Source organism: Acetobacter sp. P5B1, assembly GCF_018811985.1.
Taxonomy (GTDB): domain Bacteria; phylum Pseudomonadota; class Alphaproteobacteria; order Acetobacterales; family Acetobacteraceae; genus Acetobacter; species Acetobacter cerevisiae.
This window is the reverse complement of record NZ_JACRVS010000040.1, coordinates 1-14,288: the sequence shown is the minus strand read 5'-3', so window position 1 is coordinate 14,288 and position 14,288 is coordinate 1. Positions and strand designations below refer to the sequence as shown.

Sequence of the window (14,288 nt, the reverse complement as noted above, 5' to 3'; positions counted from 1 at the left end):
TCCCCGGGCCTGACTCGGCGGCGGCATGCTGAATGGCTGGTCTGGGATGGCCAGCCAGCCACCGCCACATCGACAGGAGAAGCAGCCAGTGGCTGACCCACAGACCAAAAAGACCGTCGCGGTCAACGCGGCCAAGATCGGGGGCATCACTGCGGTGGTGCCCCTTTTGTTTTCTGCCATCCCGGAGCCGTGGAGTTCGGTGGTTGCCAGCGTGATCATCGTCTGTGGCGGGATTGCCGCAGCGGTTCCCGCGCCCCCGGTCGGGAGCAAATGGACACTCCCATACAAACTGGTCTCCGCTATCGGTCTTAACTTCGGATGGGCCGTGAACCACCTCGGGGCGCGGGTCAATGCGTCTCAGGGCGCAGTCGCACCCACCAATACCACCAACCCCAAAAATTGACTGGAACCCATCATGACGACTGACCTCACCGTCACCAATTCCGCTGCCATCACGCCTCTGGTCACCGCTGGGGAAGGGCTGGTGGCCACCATCACCGGCAAGCCCCTGACCGATAACGCGACCAAGATCACCAGGGGCATTACGTCCGTGCTGGATGGCCTGCTGCCCGCCGTGGCGGAGCGCGTCTCCTTTGATCTGGACGGCGTGCTGGCCGGGGCGACCGAGGCGTTGACCGGTGTCAACAAAGCTGTCGTCGCGGCCAAAAGCAAAGCGACTGCGGAAGCAGCGACCGCAACGGAGTCTGCGGACAACCTCAATCAGCCCGCAGCCACTCAGGCCGGAGAGTAAGACATGATCCAGTCTCGCCGTAATTTTCTGCGTTCCGCTGGTATGGTGGCTCACCGCCTGCACGGTCACGACCAGTGGCAAAACGACCACGCTGACCCTCAATACCGCCAAGGTCAAAGCTTATGGGCAGGCCGGGATCAATGCGGTCACGACGATTCTCAGCATCACGGCTGTGTCCACTGCTATGGGCACGCCTGCCGTGGCCGCGATTGAGGCCGCCGGGGGCGCGCTGTCTGTCTCGCTTTCTGCCTTTGCGACCCAGACCAACGGCAGTCTGACGGTCAGCTACGACAACACGGACGCCAAAACCCGGATTGATACGCTGCTGGTGGATCTGAACAATGCCGCCGTGGCGCTCAGGGCCGGGCTGGTCGCCGCTCAGCAGACCGTCACGAACAGCGTTGTGAATACGGCCATCACCACCTTCAATGCGCTGCTGACCGTGATCGACGCATTTGAGGGCATGCTTGGCATCAGCCTGACCAGCGTGTCCGGCACGCAGGAAGCGACGGCGCTTTCCACTCTGGCGGTGAAATGAGCGGCTTTGAATGCGGCCTGATTCTTGGAAGCCTCGGCACTTTGGTGCTGGGGTCTGGGCTGGCGGTGCTGATGGCGTGGGGGAGGCGGCGCGATGATCCGTTTGGGTAAGGCCGGCCTTCTGGCCGCCATCCTCCTCTCCGCCTGCTCCAGTCTCCCAACCCGCGCCAAACATGACCTGATCGGCATGGGGCGGGCGGACCTGATCGCATGCGCCGGGGTGCCGGACAACCGCGAGCCCCTTCCTGACGGCGAGGTGCTGGAGTGGCGGCAGGACCAGCAGGTGCAGGGGCCGCTGACGATCAAGACGCCGCTCTCGTTTGAGATGGACCTTGGCGGCCACGGGACGTGCCACATGGTTGCGCGACTAAAGACCGGGCGCGTGTCTCAGGTGGAATACACCGGTCCAAGTGCTACGCTGGCCGGGCCTTATGCGGCTTGTCGGTCGCTGGTGCTGGCGTGTGAGAAGAGGGCGATGCTGCACAATAGCTAATCGCCGCCAGTTACCGCGCCGGACCCCGGAAATACAATTCCTCTGCTGCAGCTTGTGGGGAATATTGCACACGCCCCGTCATGGCAGGATCCATACGTAGCCAACCAGCCTGCCCCGTTCCGTGCGCAGGAATCCAAGAATAAGCGATTGGCTGGTCAAGAGGGCCATTCGACAGCAAATAGTCGGCAGCCTTGGTAACATCTTCAGGCTCGCCGGGGCGGTTCGGGTCGGGCCAATTTCCGTCAGTCATCATTCTTCTCCGAAATGAGGGAGGGGATGATGCGCGCCTGATTTTGCGTGGTCAAATGGTTGACGGGCTTCCACCGCCTGTGGCGGCTCCGCGACGGCCTACCTCTGCCGGGGGCGACCCGGACTATCCGGCCAACTATTTCCAATCAGGAAACAGTTGTAACCTCAAATTGATGCCACGCGGGACGCAATCCCCGATCTCTTGGCGCACCGGGTGGGAGGCGAACAAAGGCTCCCGGTGCGTTAATTACCAGCACGCCAACTGCTGGTGCGTGGGGTAGCCGTTCCCACCTCGTGGCTTGCTGCGGGCCGGGCTTGATACCGGCTTTCGCTGACGGAACCGGAGCATAACCTCTTTGGCGTCCCGGAGCCTTTCCGGTCCTTATCCGTCTAGCATGCTTGCTCTGGGCTGGTGAGCCGCATGTTCTCGTTTAGGGAGAGCCCTCTCCCGCGTGTCCAATCCACGCCGCCGCAGCCCCGTGAGCATAGTACGGGTTGGGGGTGGGTACAAGCGGAAAGCGAATCGGATTGCCAAAAACGAGAAGTGGTTAGGATTTGGCTATTGGTTACAGCATAATCTCTGCCGCCGCCGGTTTTCTGCCAATTTTTCACATAGAGCGCATTCTTGACATGGTAGGGGTCACAGGTTCAATCCCTGTTGCGCCCACCATCTTTGACCGGTGATCTCCCTTATTATTTTCCAATTAAGTTGCGTAATATAGAAAACGTCCAAGCAGAACTTCGCTGTTTCGCCGGCCGTAGTTTTGGGGTGAAATCTGTGCCAGATCCGCGCCGTCGGAGGCATTTATGCGTGAAGCATAGCATCCTAATAAAAAAGAGGCATTGACCCTTATAGAGTGACATCTGTCCTCTATTTTAGAAGTGCTGTGATTTGGTGGTTAAGTGCACAGGAAACCATATTGCGTACAAAATTTATAAATAAGTACGCATAAGGAAAGCGAATCTGGTTTCCTGTGCCAGGGCGAGTTTTATATTACCCTTCTGTCGTGGCTTTCTTTTTCTTTCCTTTGGGAGTCATTTCTTCAACGCGCGCCTTAAAGACATTCAGAAGGCTTTGGTCGATGATTTCGAGAGAATCTGTGCTGATTTCTCCTCCAAAATCCGGCCCAAAATCAAATTTATATTTTGTTTCTTTGCTTTCATAGAAATCAAACAGTCTTCCTGCTCGTTCTTTTCCGTAATAGACTACAAACTTCCCTTTGTAATCTTTGTATTCTATTGAATCCGTAGCAGAGAAGAGTTCATCTGTGTCTGAGAGAAAAGCTAATCTTTTCTTAGTATATTCAAAAATATAAATTTCTTCTTCTGAAGGGACTATTTCAGGCTCTTTGGTTTGATCACTGTCTGTTTTTGGAAGATCGGCTGCAATAGGTTGCTTTTCAGGTTCTTTGTCTTTTGTGGGCAGGTCCAGTCGCTGAAGTATCCTCAGATTCACAAATTCGCTGAAGGCACTTTTTGTAAGTACAATATAATCAGTCATGGCTTTGGAGCGGACGTGACTTAAGCCAATGTTTTGTAAAAGTAACCGAACAAAAGGTTCGCTGGGATTTTGAGCCAATTCTTCAATTTGTTGGACCAAATTTTGAAAAACCAGCTTTCTTTTAGCTTCGGCACCAATATTTTCTGGATCAAAATTTGATTTTTGGAGGCTTTTTAAGCCATCCACAACTGAATCTTCGATTTTCCCTTTGGCAATGTCATGCAAGTCGAAGGAAAGAAAAGCATTGGGGTCCATCATGTTTGGTTCGTCGGAATCCGCGTAGAATTCGTAAACCATACCATCTGTGATGACGCCCATTTTGACTGTTGGGGCGGCGTTAAAATAAGAGCGCAATTGTCCTCTGTCGTCTTTAAGAGGGGCGCCTAAGGCCTTACATTCAATTGCGATAACGGGTTCATTATTTTTCAGAATGGCAAAATCCACTCTGTTTTTATATTTGTCAGAGAAGTCTGCATTATGTTCGGGGCAGACTTCATCTGGGTTCATCGTGTCGTACCCCAGAAAATTGACGAGCGGCAGCACGAGGAAGAGTTTCGTTGCTTCCTCATTGATGCACTTGGAAGCAACGTTTACCATTCTCTCAGAGAATGTTTTGAATTTTTGGCGAAAATCGTCAGTCATGAGTATTATCCGATAAAAAATGTCGTAAAATCATAAAGCGTCACTTGATATCGCAATTCAAGAAAGAAAATTCTGAAATAATCAAATGCCAATATGTAATAAATATTTTTTGATAAAATTCTAAAAATAAATACCGTTACTGCGAGATGATTTATTTTTAGTCCGTTAAATTGTCCTGCTTCTTCTCGCGTTCTGCCGTGACGCTCAGTCTTTGATAAATACCCAGAGCAAGCACAATGCCTGTGGCGACAAGCAGCAGGGACGCCGGATAGAGAATGGTGACCGGATTTTCCTTGTTAGTTTCAAAAATTCCCACCAAGCCTTCAACAAAAACGGCAATAATGATGGAGGTGATGAATTTTGTCAGACTGGTGCGGGCTTCCCCCAGCGTCTGTTTGCCGCGGGAGAGAATAACCTCTTCTTCCATAAAATATTTGGCGACATCAAAGACCGCCATGGAAATCACGACATAGCTAATGGCATGCACCACAGCCTTCTGGCCGTCCTGCCATGAGTGCAGGAGAGTTTCCACCAGTCCTGACATGCCAAAGGTCGCCAGAAGCACCGCCAACAGCATCAGCATGATACTGCCAAGTGCAAATGTGATGCGGGATAAATGGTGCATCTGGAAACTTTCCTCCCTCAGAATGCGTTCAGGCAAAAGCCTGTCCGCATAAAGACGTTTGGAAAGGTGTTCCGTTCCCAAAAGGGGACGAGTGCGCAGGTCAGAAAAATCATTTCCCCGAAGAGTGGGTGGTCTATTTTTCAAAACCCGTCAAACATCTCGGGCAAACCATCGTGTGCCGAGGGCGTTATTGCCCGGTGTGGCTGGCCAGAGCAGGTGTGGAGGAGACAAAGTGGTTTTTGCCACTCTGCGCATCCCGCCGCGCCTGAAGAGGCGTGTAGTCCGGTTGTTCCCAGATATAGAGCAAAGTTTTTCGGAGTGTTTCATGCACGGCTTCACGCCACTTTTCATTGATGGGCGTTGTGCCGACAGGTGTCAGAGAGCGTTTCATAGCAAATGTCTTCTGCCGTTTGTGAGCGGAACTGACGGTGTTCTAGCATCCCTTAATGGGGCAGGATGTGACGTTTCTATGAAATAATAGAGGCAATGATTTGTGACTATTTAGAGAAATAACCGTCATACTGGAGACATTATCATCCATTATTTTAAACAATCACAGTATTGGGAGGCTATCATGACAGCATTTTGGGCATACTGGCTTAGTTTGAAAGCTATTGTCCGCAAAGTGCGTGCGTCAGCCCGGGTGCGGTCGGCGCAGCGTCGCAGGGCTCGTCGCGCCTGTTCATAGGCTGCTGATAGTTTTCTTTATCGGATACAGAAAAGCCCCGCCTCCAGAAGAGGACGGGGCTTTTCTTGCAGCGCAGGGGTGGGAACCCCTGTTGCAAAGCACTTATTTGCTGTCGCCAGAGAAGGTGTTGCTGATATCTTTGCCAGCCTTGTCACCCCAGTTACCAATGGTTTTACCGGTGCGCTTACCCCAGTTTTTGGTGGATTTAGCGGCGTCAGAAGTACCCTCTTTGGTCTTGTCCCAGGCCTTTTCGGACCCGCTCTTGGTTTTATCCCAGGCGTTGTTGGTGCCCTCTTTGGTCTTGTCCCAGGCCTTTTCGGACCCGCTCTTGGTTTTATCCCAGGCGTTGTTGGTGCCCTCTTTAGTCTTGTCCCARGCCTTTTCGGACCCGTTTTTGGTTTTATCCCAGGCGTTGTTGGTGCCCTCTTTGGTCTTGTCCCAGGCCTTTTCGGATCCGTTCTTGGTCTTATCCCAGGCGTTGTTAGTGCCTTCTTTGGTCTTGTCCCAAGCCTTTTCGGACCCGTTTTTGGTCTTATCCCACGCCGTATCTGTGGCCTGACGCGTGTTATTCCACGCGCGATTCACGGGGCCCTGTTCTTCTGCATGAGCTGCGGGCAGGCTGAGCGTGAAGGCTGCAGCCCCCAGCATTGTGGTCAGGGCGATCCGGAATGTCGCAAACGTCATTGAAATGGCCTCCATACGTCTTTTGCTACGTTACAAATGTCTTGCCGTCGCTTTATGGCAAATGTGAGATCAGCCCGTGCCGGGAGCATGGCGTGACCTCGTTTTCAGCCTTCAGGCCATAACGCATTGAAGTGCCAGAAGGTTTCAAGTGCGCGGGAGGCAATCCAGAGCTGCTTGCAGAATATAGGCGGCGGCCAGTTGATCCACGACTTCATTCCGCTTGCTGCGGGAGAGGTCGGCTTCCTGAATCAGCATCCGGTTGACGGCGGAGGAGGAGAGTCGCTCATCCCACAGGCAAACGGGCAGGCCAGTCTGGTCGGACAGGGCGGTGGCCCAGTCCTTGCTGGCCTGTGCCGCCGGGCCGAAGGATCCGTCCAGTGAGAGGGGGATGCCAACCACCATTCCACCAATGCCGTGCTTGGCTGCAAGGGCACGGATATGCTCCGCCATGGCCCCCAGCTTGCCGCGTTTTACGGTCTCCAGCGGGGTCGCCACCATGCGTGAGACATCGGACATCGCCAGCCCCACCTGTTTGCGGCCGGGGTCAATGCCCAGCAGGCGCGCTTCACGGGCCAGCGTGGCGGCGAGATCGGTAAGGTTGAACAGAGCCATGTCTGCACGGTATGTTGCCTTGCGCCCGATTATGCTAGGGCTTTTTTCCTCCATAGCTGAAGAGAGTCTGCTTTCATGTCGCTCGACCTCGCGACCACCCGACGTATTGCAAAACTGGCCCGCATCGGCCTTCAAGATGCGGAGCTTGAAACCGTCCGCCAGAAGCTGGATGGCATCCTGGGCTGGGTTGATCAGCTCTCTGAGGTGGATGTTGAGGGCGTGCCCCCCATGGTGGGCACCGAGACAGAGGCCCTGCGCCAACGTGAGGATGTGGTGACGGACGGCAACTGCCGGGACGCCATCCTCTCCTGCGCGCCGGAAAAATCCGGCCCCTTCTATACAGTACCCAAGGTTGTTGAATAATGCTGACCGGACTGACGCTCACCGAAGCGCGTGCTGGGCTTGAAGCCCGTAAATTTTCTGCCCGTGAGCTTGCTCAGGCGCATCTGGACGCCATTGGCCGCCTGAATAAGCAGCTGAACGCCTATATTACGGTTCTGCCTGAGCAGGATGTGCTGGCCGCCGCTGATGCCGCCGATGCCCGCTATACCAAGGGTGAAGCCCGGCTGATGGACGGTCTGCCGGTTGGCGTGAAGGATCTGTTCTGCACGAAGGGTGTGAAAACCACCGCCGCCAGCAAAATGCTGGCCAACTTTGTGCCGCCGTATGAAAGCAGCGTGACGGCGCGCCTGCTGGATGCCGGTTCGGTCTTTCTGGGTAAAACCAACCTCGATGAATTTGCCATGGGGTCCGCCAACATCACCTCCGCGTTCGGCTCTGTGCTGAACCCGTGGAAACGTCAGGGTGATGATGCAGCACTGGTGCCCGGTGGGTCTTCCGGTGGTTCTGCTGCGGCTGTGGCCGCTGGCCTGGCTCTGGCTGCAACCGGCACGGATACGGGTGGTTCCATCCGCCAGCCTGCCGCGTTTTGCGGGATTGTCGGGCTGAAGCCGACGTACGGTCGTTGCAGCCGCTGGGGCACGATTGCCTTTGCAAGCTCTCTGGATCAGGCTGGCCCGATGACGCGCAGCGTGGCAGATGCCGGGCTGATGCTGGAAGCCATGGCTGGCTTTGATGAAAAAGACAGCACCAGCTCCAACCGCCCGGTGCCGGAATTTTCCAAGGCTGTTGGCAAGAGCGTAAAAGGGCTGCGGGTTGGTATTCCCGCAGAATATCGCGCTCCCGGCATGCCGGAAGAAATTGCCAAAATGTGGGAACAGGGCATTGCCTGGCTGCGTGAGGCTGGCTGTGAAGTGGTCGATGTCTCTCTGCCGCACACCAAATATGGTCTGGCGACTTATTACATTATTGCCCCGGCAGAATGCTCTTCCAACCTCGCGCGGTATGATGGTATTCGCTTTGGTGAACGTAAGGATGCTGCCTCACTGGACGGTATTTATGAACGCACCCGTGCGGAAGGCTTTGGCCCGGAAGTGCGCAACCGTATCCTGATGGGCACCTATGTGCTGTCCGCCGGGTATTACGATGCCTATTACCTGAAAGCCCAGAAAGTCCGCACGCTCATCAAGCGTGACTTTGTGCAGGCGTTTGAACAGGTCGATGTGCTGCTGACCCCCACCGCACCGAGTGCTGCCTTTGCGCAGGGTGAGAACATGGATGACCCGGTGCAGATGTATCTGAACGACATCTTCACCGTGCCTGCCAGCATGGCCGGGGTTCCGGCTCTGTCTGTGCCGGTGGGGCTGGATTCCAAAGGTCTGCCGCTTGGGTTGCAGATTATTGGCCGACATTTTGATGAAGAAACCGTGCTGTCTGTTGGCGGCGCGCTGGAAGCGGCTGCGGGCTTTGCCCACAAGCCCACCCTGCATGCGGAGGCAGGCGTATGAGCTACGTGATTGAAGGCAAAACCGGCAGTTGGGAAATTGTGGTAGGGCTGGAAGTCCATGCCCAGGTTGTCAGCAAATCCAAACTGTTCTCCGGGGCATCCACCACATTTGGGGCGGAGCCGAACTCTCAGGTTAGTCTGGTTGATGCCGCATTCCCCGGCATGCTGCCGGTGATCAACAAGGAATGCGTGGCGCAGGCCGTGCGGACCGGGTTGGGCCTGAATGCCCGCATCAATCTGGAAAGCCGGTTTGACCGGAAAAACTATTTCTATGCGGATCTCCCGCAGGGCTATCAGATCAGCCAGTTTGCCCACCCGATTGTGGGTGAAGGCACGATTGAAATCGAGCTTTCCAACGGTGAAACCCGGAAAATCGGCATTACGCGCCTGCATATGGAGCAGGATGCCGGCAAGCTGATTCATGATCAGGACCCTACCAAATCCATGGTGGACCTGAACCGGGCCGGCGTGGCGCTGATGGAAATTGTGAGCGAGCCCGACATCCGTGAGCCGGAAGAAGCCGGGGCTTATCTGCGCAAACTGCGCCAGATTCTGCGTTATCTGGGCACGTGTGACGGTAACATGGAAGAAGGCTCCATGCGCGCGGACGTGAACGTGTCCGTTCGCAAAGCTGGTGAGCCGTTCCGCACGCGCTGCGAGATCAAGAACGTCAATTCCATCCGCTTTGTCATGCAGGCGATTGAGGTTGAAGCGGCCCGTCAGGTTGAAATCTGGGAAAACGGGGGCGAGGTTGATCAGGAAACGCGTCTGTTTGACGCCGCTCGTGGTGAAACCCGCACCATGCGCTCTAAGGAAGATGCGCATGATTACCGCTACTTCCCGGACCCGGACCTGCTGCCGCTGGTGATTGAGCAGGAATGGGTGGACGCACTGAAAGCGGCTCTGCCGGAATTGCCGGACGCCAAGCGTGCCCGCTTCCAGTCTGAATACGGCATCCCGTTCTATGATGCCGGTGTTCTGGTTGCCGAGCAGGCTGTTGCGGATTTTTATGAAACCGTTGCCAAAGGGCGTGATGGCAAGCTGGCCGTTTCCTGGGTGACGGGTGACCTGTTCGCGGCTTTGAACCGCACCGGCAAGACCATTGAAACCAGCCCTGTCAGCGCGGAAGCGCTAGGCCAGATGCTGGACCTGATTGCGGATGGCACCATCAACGGCAAGATCGCCAAAGAGGTGTTTGAAGACATGGTGGAGACGGGTGAAGGCCCGGAAGCCATTGTGGAGAAAAAAGGTCTGCGTCAGGTGACCGATACCGGCGTGATTGACGCCGCAATCGAGTCCGTCATGACCAAACATGCAGATAAAGTGGTCGAATATCGCTCCGGTAAGGACAAGCTGTTCGGATTCTTTGTCGGACAGGTGATGAAGGAAACCAAGGGTAAAGCAAACCCTGCTCTGGTGAACGGGGCGCTGAAGTCCAGACTGGACGCCTGAGGCGGTCCGGTCGGGCGGATAAATTTTTGCAGAGCGTTAAAATAACCTGCAAATAAGTCTTTTAGGGGGTTTGACGGAACGCTCAGAACCCCCTAAAAGCATCCCTGCAAACGTCGTGTGAACTTCATACTCTTCTTGCGGAGGGGTGGCCGAGAGGCTGAAGGCGACGGTTTGCTAAATCGTTATACGGGTTAAACTGTATCGTGGGTTCGAATCCCATCCCCTCCGCCAATCATCAAAATAAAATCTAATTAAAACAATAAGTTATGAGTTTTTTAAAAACTCTTACCCCTCTTATTCCCCCTCTTAAAATGTTTACTAGGCTTTCAGGGACAGAACTGGGAAGAGTGATAAAATCCATTTTATCTATATTGATATAGAAAAAATGAATAAATACTGTCGCCTATCCAATCGCCTTTTTAGGTAGGCACACTCTTATTCATAGACACATAAAAAGAGGGGCCTTCCTTGTGAGAAGACCCCCCTACATATTTAGCTGTGGTTTCTGTTCAGTCTCCCATGACCTTTCGGCCCGTCAGCCTGAACCAGTGCCGTATGCCCGCGTCCAGAACTGCCCTTGTCTTGAGCTCTATTTCTGCGGTGCTGCTCTTTTGCTCAGTCCACGCTTCCGTTCCGGCCTCAAGTGCTGCGGTCAAACCTCTCTGGAAGATTTCGTCCGTGCTGCCTTTTGCATGGTGATAATCCGCCACAATCACACCAAGACGCTCGGGCGATAACTCAGAGGCTCCGGGGCCGCGCTGCTCGTCGGCATAGAGTGCTGTCAGCTTGGCGCAAGCGGCTTCTGTGGTAGCGCGCAGGTTCTTCTTCACAACATGCGGCTGCATTGCTGTCTGCTCTCCCATCCTCGCGAACAGGAGGGCCAGCTTTCCGGTCACGCCTTCAATAGCAACGCCAAAGGGCAAGCCGGCATCATGTGCGAGTATAGCGGCCATGCGGCCCATTCCCGGCACGTTCACCCAGCCTTGCCCGTCTTTCTCCATGCGGTCGCCCTCATCAAGAGAGGCATAGGCACGATCTGCCGCGACTTCTGCGCTGGCTTCCAGAACGCGACCATCCTTCACCGGCCAGTCATAGATGGCAGAGAGGCGCTGGCAGAACTGGCGGGCGTGAAGATCATTCATTTCACAGGCCAGTGGACAATCCGTGCCGTCTTTGAAGACGACCGAGGGGAGGAAGGCGGCTTTACTGTCCTTATCCAGAACCGGGCGCATCCACAGACAACGCACGGCCTGCGGATCCAGAGTGGCGGGGTCAGCGATGATGCCAGGAACGGCGGAGGCGGTTTTGTAGGAAGTGTTCATGCTGTGGCGTCCAGGCTGTTCTGAGTGATGAGGGTTTGCGGGGTAATGGTCGCTATGCAGTCCGGGGCCGGGTGGCAGACGGAGCAGGTCCAGCCCTCTGACGTGTCACCGGCTTTTCGCCACCAGTGCGTGAACCCACATAGGGAGCAGGGACCATCTGCATGAAGGCGATGGTCTGTCTTCACTTGACTGGCGGTGATGATGAAGCGGGGCGGAGGGTCGTCTCGGTCTTGAGGGAAAGGAGCCATGAAGCGGCGGCGCTGTTCATTCCATTCCCAACCCTGTTCTTTCAGCCTGCGTGGGTCCGGCCCTCCGAAGAGATAGAGCTTTCCTGTGTCCGGATCCCGTCGGATGCCTGATTGTTCCAGTTCACCCGCAGGGCTGGCTGTGGGTGCGGCAGGCGCGCTCATGGTGGCGTCGGTACTGACAGAAGAAGTTTGTTCCGTCAGGTGCTGCACGATCTCCGCGCGAGTAGCTTTCAGCCGGTCCAGAAGATCAGGGGTAATTGCTGCTTTGTTGCCCCGTATGACCGGCCTGCCATCTGCAAGCGCAATCTCACAGCCAAGCCACTCCACCTCTTTAATCAGTGCCGCGGCGTCTGTGTGCGGCGCGCAAGAGGTTCCATCCGAGGATGAAGAACTATCATGGGGCGCTGGCAGTCCGTCAGCCCAGTCCATTAAGCCGGAGAGTGCTTTGCTCACCATGCCGAAGCCCTCCGGGTCTTGTAAAAAACGGTCGTGCCGGTCGTGCCAGTCGCGACAAGCACCAAAAAGACTGGTTCCCCGCCATTTTCCTGCATGTTGTTCTGGCACGACTGCGTTTTTGGTAGGTCGTGCCAGTCGCGACAAGGGGGCGTTTTCCGGTTTTGGGTGGCGCGCATCATGCTGCCTCTTCCTCCATGATAGAGCCGGACACCACATACACACGCAGGCGCCCTTCTCCCGGAATCCTCTGGGTGCGTGTCAGGTTTTTGCCATTACCGGGTAAAAGGTATCTGGCATCACGCAACACTTTTGCTGCGCGGTTTGGGTCAATGCCCTTGCAGACTTCCTGCCGCCACATCTCTGGCAGAATCAGATATTCCCACTGGCAGCCTTCAGGCGTGTCTGTCAGCCGCCGGAAGCCAGCACGGGAGACGGTACGGCTGTGGAAGTTTTCCACCCCTCCATCAGGACCGCCCAAAAGAGCAAACCGGCTTTCCCCATGCTGCTCAATGAATGCCCGGACTTGCTCTATCGCTTCCCGGTCTTCTGCAGCATCGGTTCCCCCACGTTCTTCCAGCCATGACAGGAAACAGGCTTTTGCCGCTCGTGTGGCTTCACCGCGGGCCCATGGCAAAACGTCATAGGCCACAGCCAGCTCCCCCGCAGCGGAAACCAGCCCGAAGCGACGCACGACGGAGCGCACCTGCCCATCTGCCGGGCCAGCGGGCAGACAGTCAGCTTCAAATTTGTCCACCAGCCCCTTGATGCTTTCGGTCAGACCGGGTTCATCGTCATCCCGCTCTTTTACCAGTGCGGCCAGATAGGCGCGGCTGGCTGTCCCATAGCAGGTGCGGGCTGCCCTGCGGATATGGTCGGCCAGTTCGCCAGCAGAAGGTATGCTGTGCAGAGTTTCGAACAGGCCCATGCCGGCCCCGGCGTCGGCCATTACGCTGACTAGTCGCACTTCCTGACCAGCCATGGCGCGCCGTCCAGCCTCTCCCATTTTGGTTGCAAGGGTTACTTCACCAGTGGAGAGGAACAGGGAACGCCATGTTTTGCGAGCGCGTGCCTCGCCATTACGGCCTGCCCGTTGTTTGCCGGTGTTGTTTGCCAACATATAGGTGATATCGCCGACTTCACGGCTGTCTGCCTGCCCCATTTCGTCCAGAATCAGCAGAGTATCGGAGGTCTCGCACGCAATGCCTTCTGTGCCATTGCTGGTCCCCCGCCAGGACCGGACCATTCCATCCCGGTCCCCCTTGCCCCAAACGGAACCGGCAGCATAAAGCGCGGTTGATTTGCCAGACTGACTTTTGCCTACGATATGGAATCCGCCCGACTGCTCGCCAAGAATATCCAGAAGCGGGCCGCAGAACGAGGTTGAGAGTGCAAATGTCAGACGGCTGTTCCCGCTGGCATAAACTGCTATTTCCTTTTGCCACTCCTCCAGCGTTCCGGCTGTTGCATATTCCGAGCCAGATGCAGCGCGGGTTGTCTGGAATGCGACGGACCTCCGGCCCGCGCCTAGCGTAATGCCATTGGGCAGAACAAAGACGGGCCCCTGTTCCGTTTTATGCCAGCCCGAACTGGTCACGCACCGCAGCCGGGTTTTGGTGTGGACGGCTGCAATAAACTCTTTGAGGCGACGATTTTGTGAAATCGAACAGGTCAGACCGGCATCTTCCAACTCGCTTGCAATCTCTCTTCCTTCGCTATGCACCAGTCTCCGTGGCAGGCTCCATTGATGATAACGCCTGTCACGATCCAGCCAGTTGATGAGTAAGCCCCACCCGTTGCCATTTTCATCACGGGTTTCGGCGATCACCTCGAACGGTGCAGAGACCCAGAGGGGCACAGGGGGAAGCTCACCGTTAGGCTCAGGGGTGAAAAAGAGCCCCCGAGACGTCATGCTGTAACCGGGGGGCATCTTCACATTTGGAGGGTTCGAAAAACCCCTTGGCTCTGAGTTGTTCTGTGTGATTCCATTTTTTTGGCGTTGATTGGGGATGGAGGAAGATGAAGCAATCTGGTTTCTTTGATGTTGAAGAGCGTCTTGCTCGGCTGAGCGGGCTTGGCGATCAACTGGAGGCCTTTTCCCGGACTGTGGATTTTGAGGTGTTCCGCCCTGATCTGGAGCTGGCTCTGGCCTATTCAGACGGAAGTAAAGGCGGACGTCCGCCGT

Annotated in this window: 14 protein-coding genes, 1 tRNA gene and 2 pseudogenes; 9 read left to right on the top strand and 8 right to left on the bottom strand. The window is 55.6% G+C overall.

Going from position 1 to position 14,288, the window contains the following annotated elements; genetic code table 11:
- Positions 1–88 precede the first annotated feature (88 nt).
- The 4 genes from KP703_RS14470 (at position 89) to KP703_RS14455 (ending at position 1,781) form a co-directional block, all read left to right on the top strand.
- Positions 89–403 (top strand): hypothetical protein, encoded by a 315-nt coding sequence (locus tag KP703_RS14470; protein ID WP_215755442.1) that lies wholly within the window; start codon positions 89–91, stop codon positions 401–403.
- A gap of 12 nt (positions 404–415) precedes the next feature.
- Positions 416–751, top strand: coding sequence for a hypothetical protein (locus tag KP703_RS14465; protein ID WP_215755441.1), 336 nt, complete (start codon positions 416–418; stop codon positions 749–751).
- A gap of 172 nt (positions 752–923) precedes the next feature.
- On the top strand, positions 924–1,289 hold the full coding sequence (locus KP703_RS14460) for a hypothetical protein (RefSeq protein WP_215755440.1): 366 nt from the start codon (positions 924–926) through the stop codon (positions 1,287–1,289).
- 93 nt (positions 1,290–1,382) lie between these two features.
- Entirely contained in the window at positions 1,383–1,781 is a 399-nt protein-coding gene (locus tag KP703_RS14455; protein ID WP_215755439.1) for a hypothetical protein, read from the top strand.
- A gap of 1,243 nt (positions 1,782–3,024) precedes the next feature.
- Here KP703_RS14455 and KP703_RS14450 read toward each other — a convergent pair.
- The 5 genes from KP703_RS14450 to ruvX form a co-directional block, all read right to left on the bottom strand.
- Positions 3,025–4,173 carry a type I restriction endonuclease gene (locus KP703_RS14450; RefSeq protein WP_215755438.1) on the bottom strand — a complete coding sequence of 383 codons (1,149 nt, stop codon included), beginning with the start codon at positions 4,171–4,173 and terminating at the stop codon, positions 3,025–3,027.
- A 157-nt stretch (positions 4,174–4,330) separates the two neighbouring features.
- On the bottom strand, positions 4,331–4,798 hold the full coding sequence (locus KP703_RS14445; RefSeq protein WP_215755437.1) for a hypothetical protein: 468 nt from the start codon (positions 4,796–4,798) through the stop codon (positions 4,331–4,333).
- Between the two features lie 187 nt (positions 4,799–4,985).
- On the bottom strand, positions 4,986–5,189 hold the full coding sequence (locus KP703_RS14440; RefSeq protein ID WP_062247906.1) for a hypothetical protein: 204 nt from the start codon (positions 5,187–5,189) through the stop codon (positions 4,986–4,988).
- A 399-nt stretch (positions 5,190–5,588) separates the two neighbouring features.
- Positions 5,589–6,170 (bottom strand): endoglucanase, encoded by a 582-nt coding sequence (locus KP703_RS14435; RefSeq protein ID WP_215755436.1) that lies wholly within the window; start codon positions 6,168–6,170, stop codon positions 5,589–5,591.
- Positions 6,171–6,314: 144 nt separating this feature from the next.
- Positions 6,315–6,782, bottom strand: coding sequence for a Holliday junction resolvase RuvX (gene ruvX / locus KP703_RS14430; RefSeq protein ID WP_062142076.1), 468 nt, complete (start codon positions 6,780–6,782; stop codon positions 6,315–6,317).
- Positions 6,783–6,857: 75 nt separating this feature from the next.
- Here ruvX and gatC point away from each other — a divergent pair, with 75 nt between their 5' ends.
- The 4 genes from gatC to KP703_RS14410 all read left to right on the top strand — a co-directional run bounded on the left by gatC (position 6,858) and on the right by KP703_RS14410 (position 10,311).
- Entirely contained in the window at positions 6,858–7,145 is a 288-nt protein-coding gene (gatC, locus tag KP703_RS14425; protein ID WP_215755435.1) for an Asp-tRNA(Asn)/Glu-tRNA(Gln) amidotransferase subunit GatC, read from the top strand.
- Positions 7,145–8,629, top strand: a complete 1,485-nt coding sequence (gatA, locus tag KP703_RS14420; RefSeq protein WP_062247910.1) for an Asp-tRNA(Asn)/Glu-tRNA(Gln) amidotransferase subunit GatA — start codon at positions 7,145–7,147, stop codon at positions 8,627–8,629. The genes gatC and gatA overlap by 1 nt, the downstream gene beginning before the upstream one ends.
- Positions 8,626–10,080, top strand: a complete 1,455-nt coding sequence (gatB, locus tag KP703_RS14415; RefSeq protein WP_215755434.1) for an Asp-tRNA(Asn)/Glu-tRNA(Gln) amidotransferase subunit GatB — start codon at positions 8,626–8,628, stop codon at positions 10,078–10,080. Before gatA ends, gatB begins: the two co-directional genes overlap by 4 nt.
- A gap of 139 nt (positions 10,081–10,219) precedes the next feature.
- Positions 10,220–10,311, top strand: a tRNA-Ser gene (locus KP703_RS14410).
- A 278-nt stretch (positions 10,312–10,589) separates the two neighbouring features.
- On the opposite strand, the gene KP703_RS14405 is transcribed toward KP703_RS14410, so the two are convergent.
- The 3 genes and pseudogenes from KP703_RS14405 to KP703_RS14395 form a co-directional block, all read right to left on the bottom strand.
- Positions 10,590–11,402 carry a hypothetical protein gene (locus KP703_RS14405; RefSeq protein ID WP_215755433.1) on the bottom strand — a complete coding sequence of 271 codons (813 nt, stop codon included), beginning with the start codon at positions 11,400–11,402 and terminating at the stop codon, positions 10,590–10,592.
- Positions 11,399–12,106, bottom strand: coding sequence for a hypothetical protein (locus KP703_RS14400; RefSeq protein ID WP_215755432.1), 708 nt, complete (start codon positions 12,104–12,106; stop codon positions 11,399–11,401). The genes KP703_RS14405 and KP703_RS14400 overlap by 4 nt, the downstream gene beginning before the upstream one ends.
- Positions 12,107–12,281: 175 nt before the next feature.
- A pseudogene (locus KP703_RS14395) lies at positions 12,282–14,042 on the bottom strand (DUF927 domain-containing protein); the annotation flags it as partial.
- A gap of 80 nt (positions 14,043–14,122) precedes the next feature.
- Here KP703_RS14395 and KP703_RS14390 point away from each other — a divergent pair.
- Positions 14,123–14,288: pseudogene (locus KP703_RS14390) on the top strand (IS5/IS1182 family transposase); the annotation flags it as partial.

Excerpts from the sequence above, each read along its gene's own strand:
- KP703_RS14465 (WP_215755441.1), top strand. The coding sequence starts at position 416 with ATGACGACTGACCTCACCGTCACCAATTCCGCTGCCATCACGCCTCTG.
- KP703_RS14455 (WP_215755439.1), top strand. The coding sequence starts at position 1,383 with ATGATCCGTTTGGGTAAGGCCGGCCTTCTGGCCGCCATCCTCCTCTCC.
- KP703_RS14450 (WP_215755438.1), bottom strand. The coding sequence starts at position 4,173 with ATGACTGACGATTTTCGCCAAAAATTCAAAACATTCTCTGAGAGAATG.
- KP703_RS14445 (WP_215755437.1), bottom strand. The coding sequence starts at position 4,798 with ATGCACCATTTATCCCGCATCACATTTGCACTTGGCAGTATCATGCTG.
- KP703_RS14440 (WP_062247906.1), bottom strand. The coding sequence starts at position 5,189 with ATGAAACGCTCTCTGACACCTGTCGGCACAACGCCCATCAATGAAAAG.
- ruvX (WP_062142076.1), bottom strand. The coding sequence starts at position 6,782 with ATGGCTCTGTTCAACCTTACCGATCTCGCCGCCACGCTGGCCCGTGAA.
- gatC (WP_215755435.1), top strand. The coding sequence starts at position 6,858 with ATGTCGCTCGACCTCGCGACCACCCGACGTATTGCAAAACTGGCCCGC.
- gatA (WP_062247910.1), top strand. The coding sequence starts at position 7,145 with ATGCTGACCGGACTGACGCTCACCGAAGCGCGTGCTGGGCTTGAAGCC.
- gatB (WP_215755434.1), top strand. The coding sequence starts at position 8,626 with ATGAGCTACGTGATTGAAGGCAAAACCGGCAGTTGGGAAATTGTGGTA.
- KP703_RS14405 (WP_215755433.1), bottom strand. The coding sequence starts at position 11,402 with ATGAACACTTCCTACAAAACCGCCTCCGCCGTTCCTGGCATCATCGCT.
- KP703_RS14400 (WP_215755432.1), bottom strand. The coding sequence starts at position 12,106 with ATGGTGAGCAAAGCACTCTCCGGCTTAATGGACTGGGCTGACGGACTG.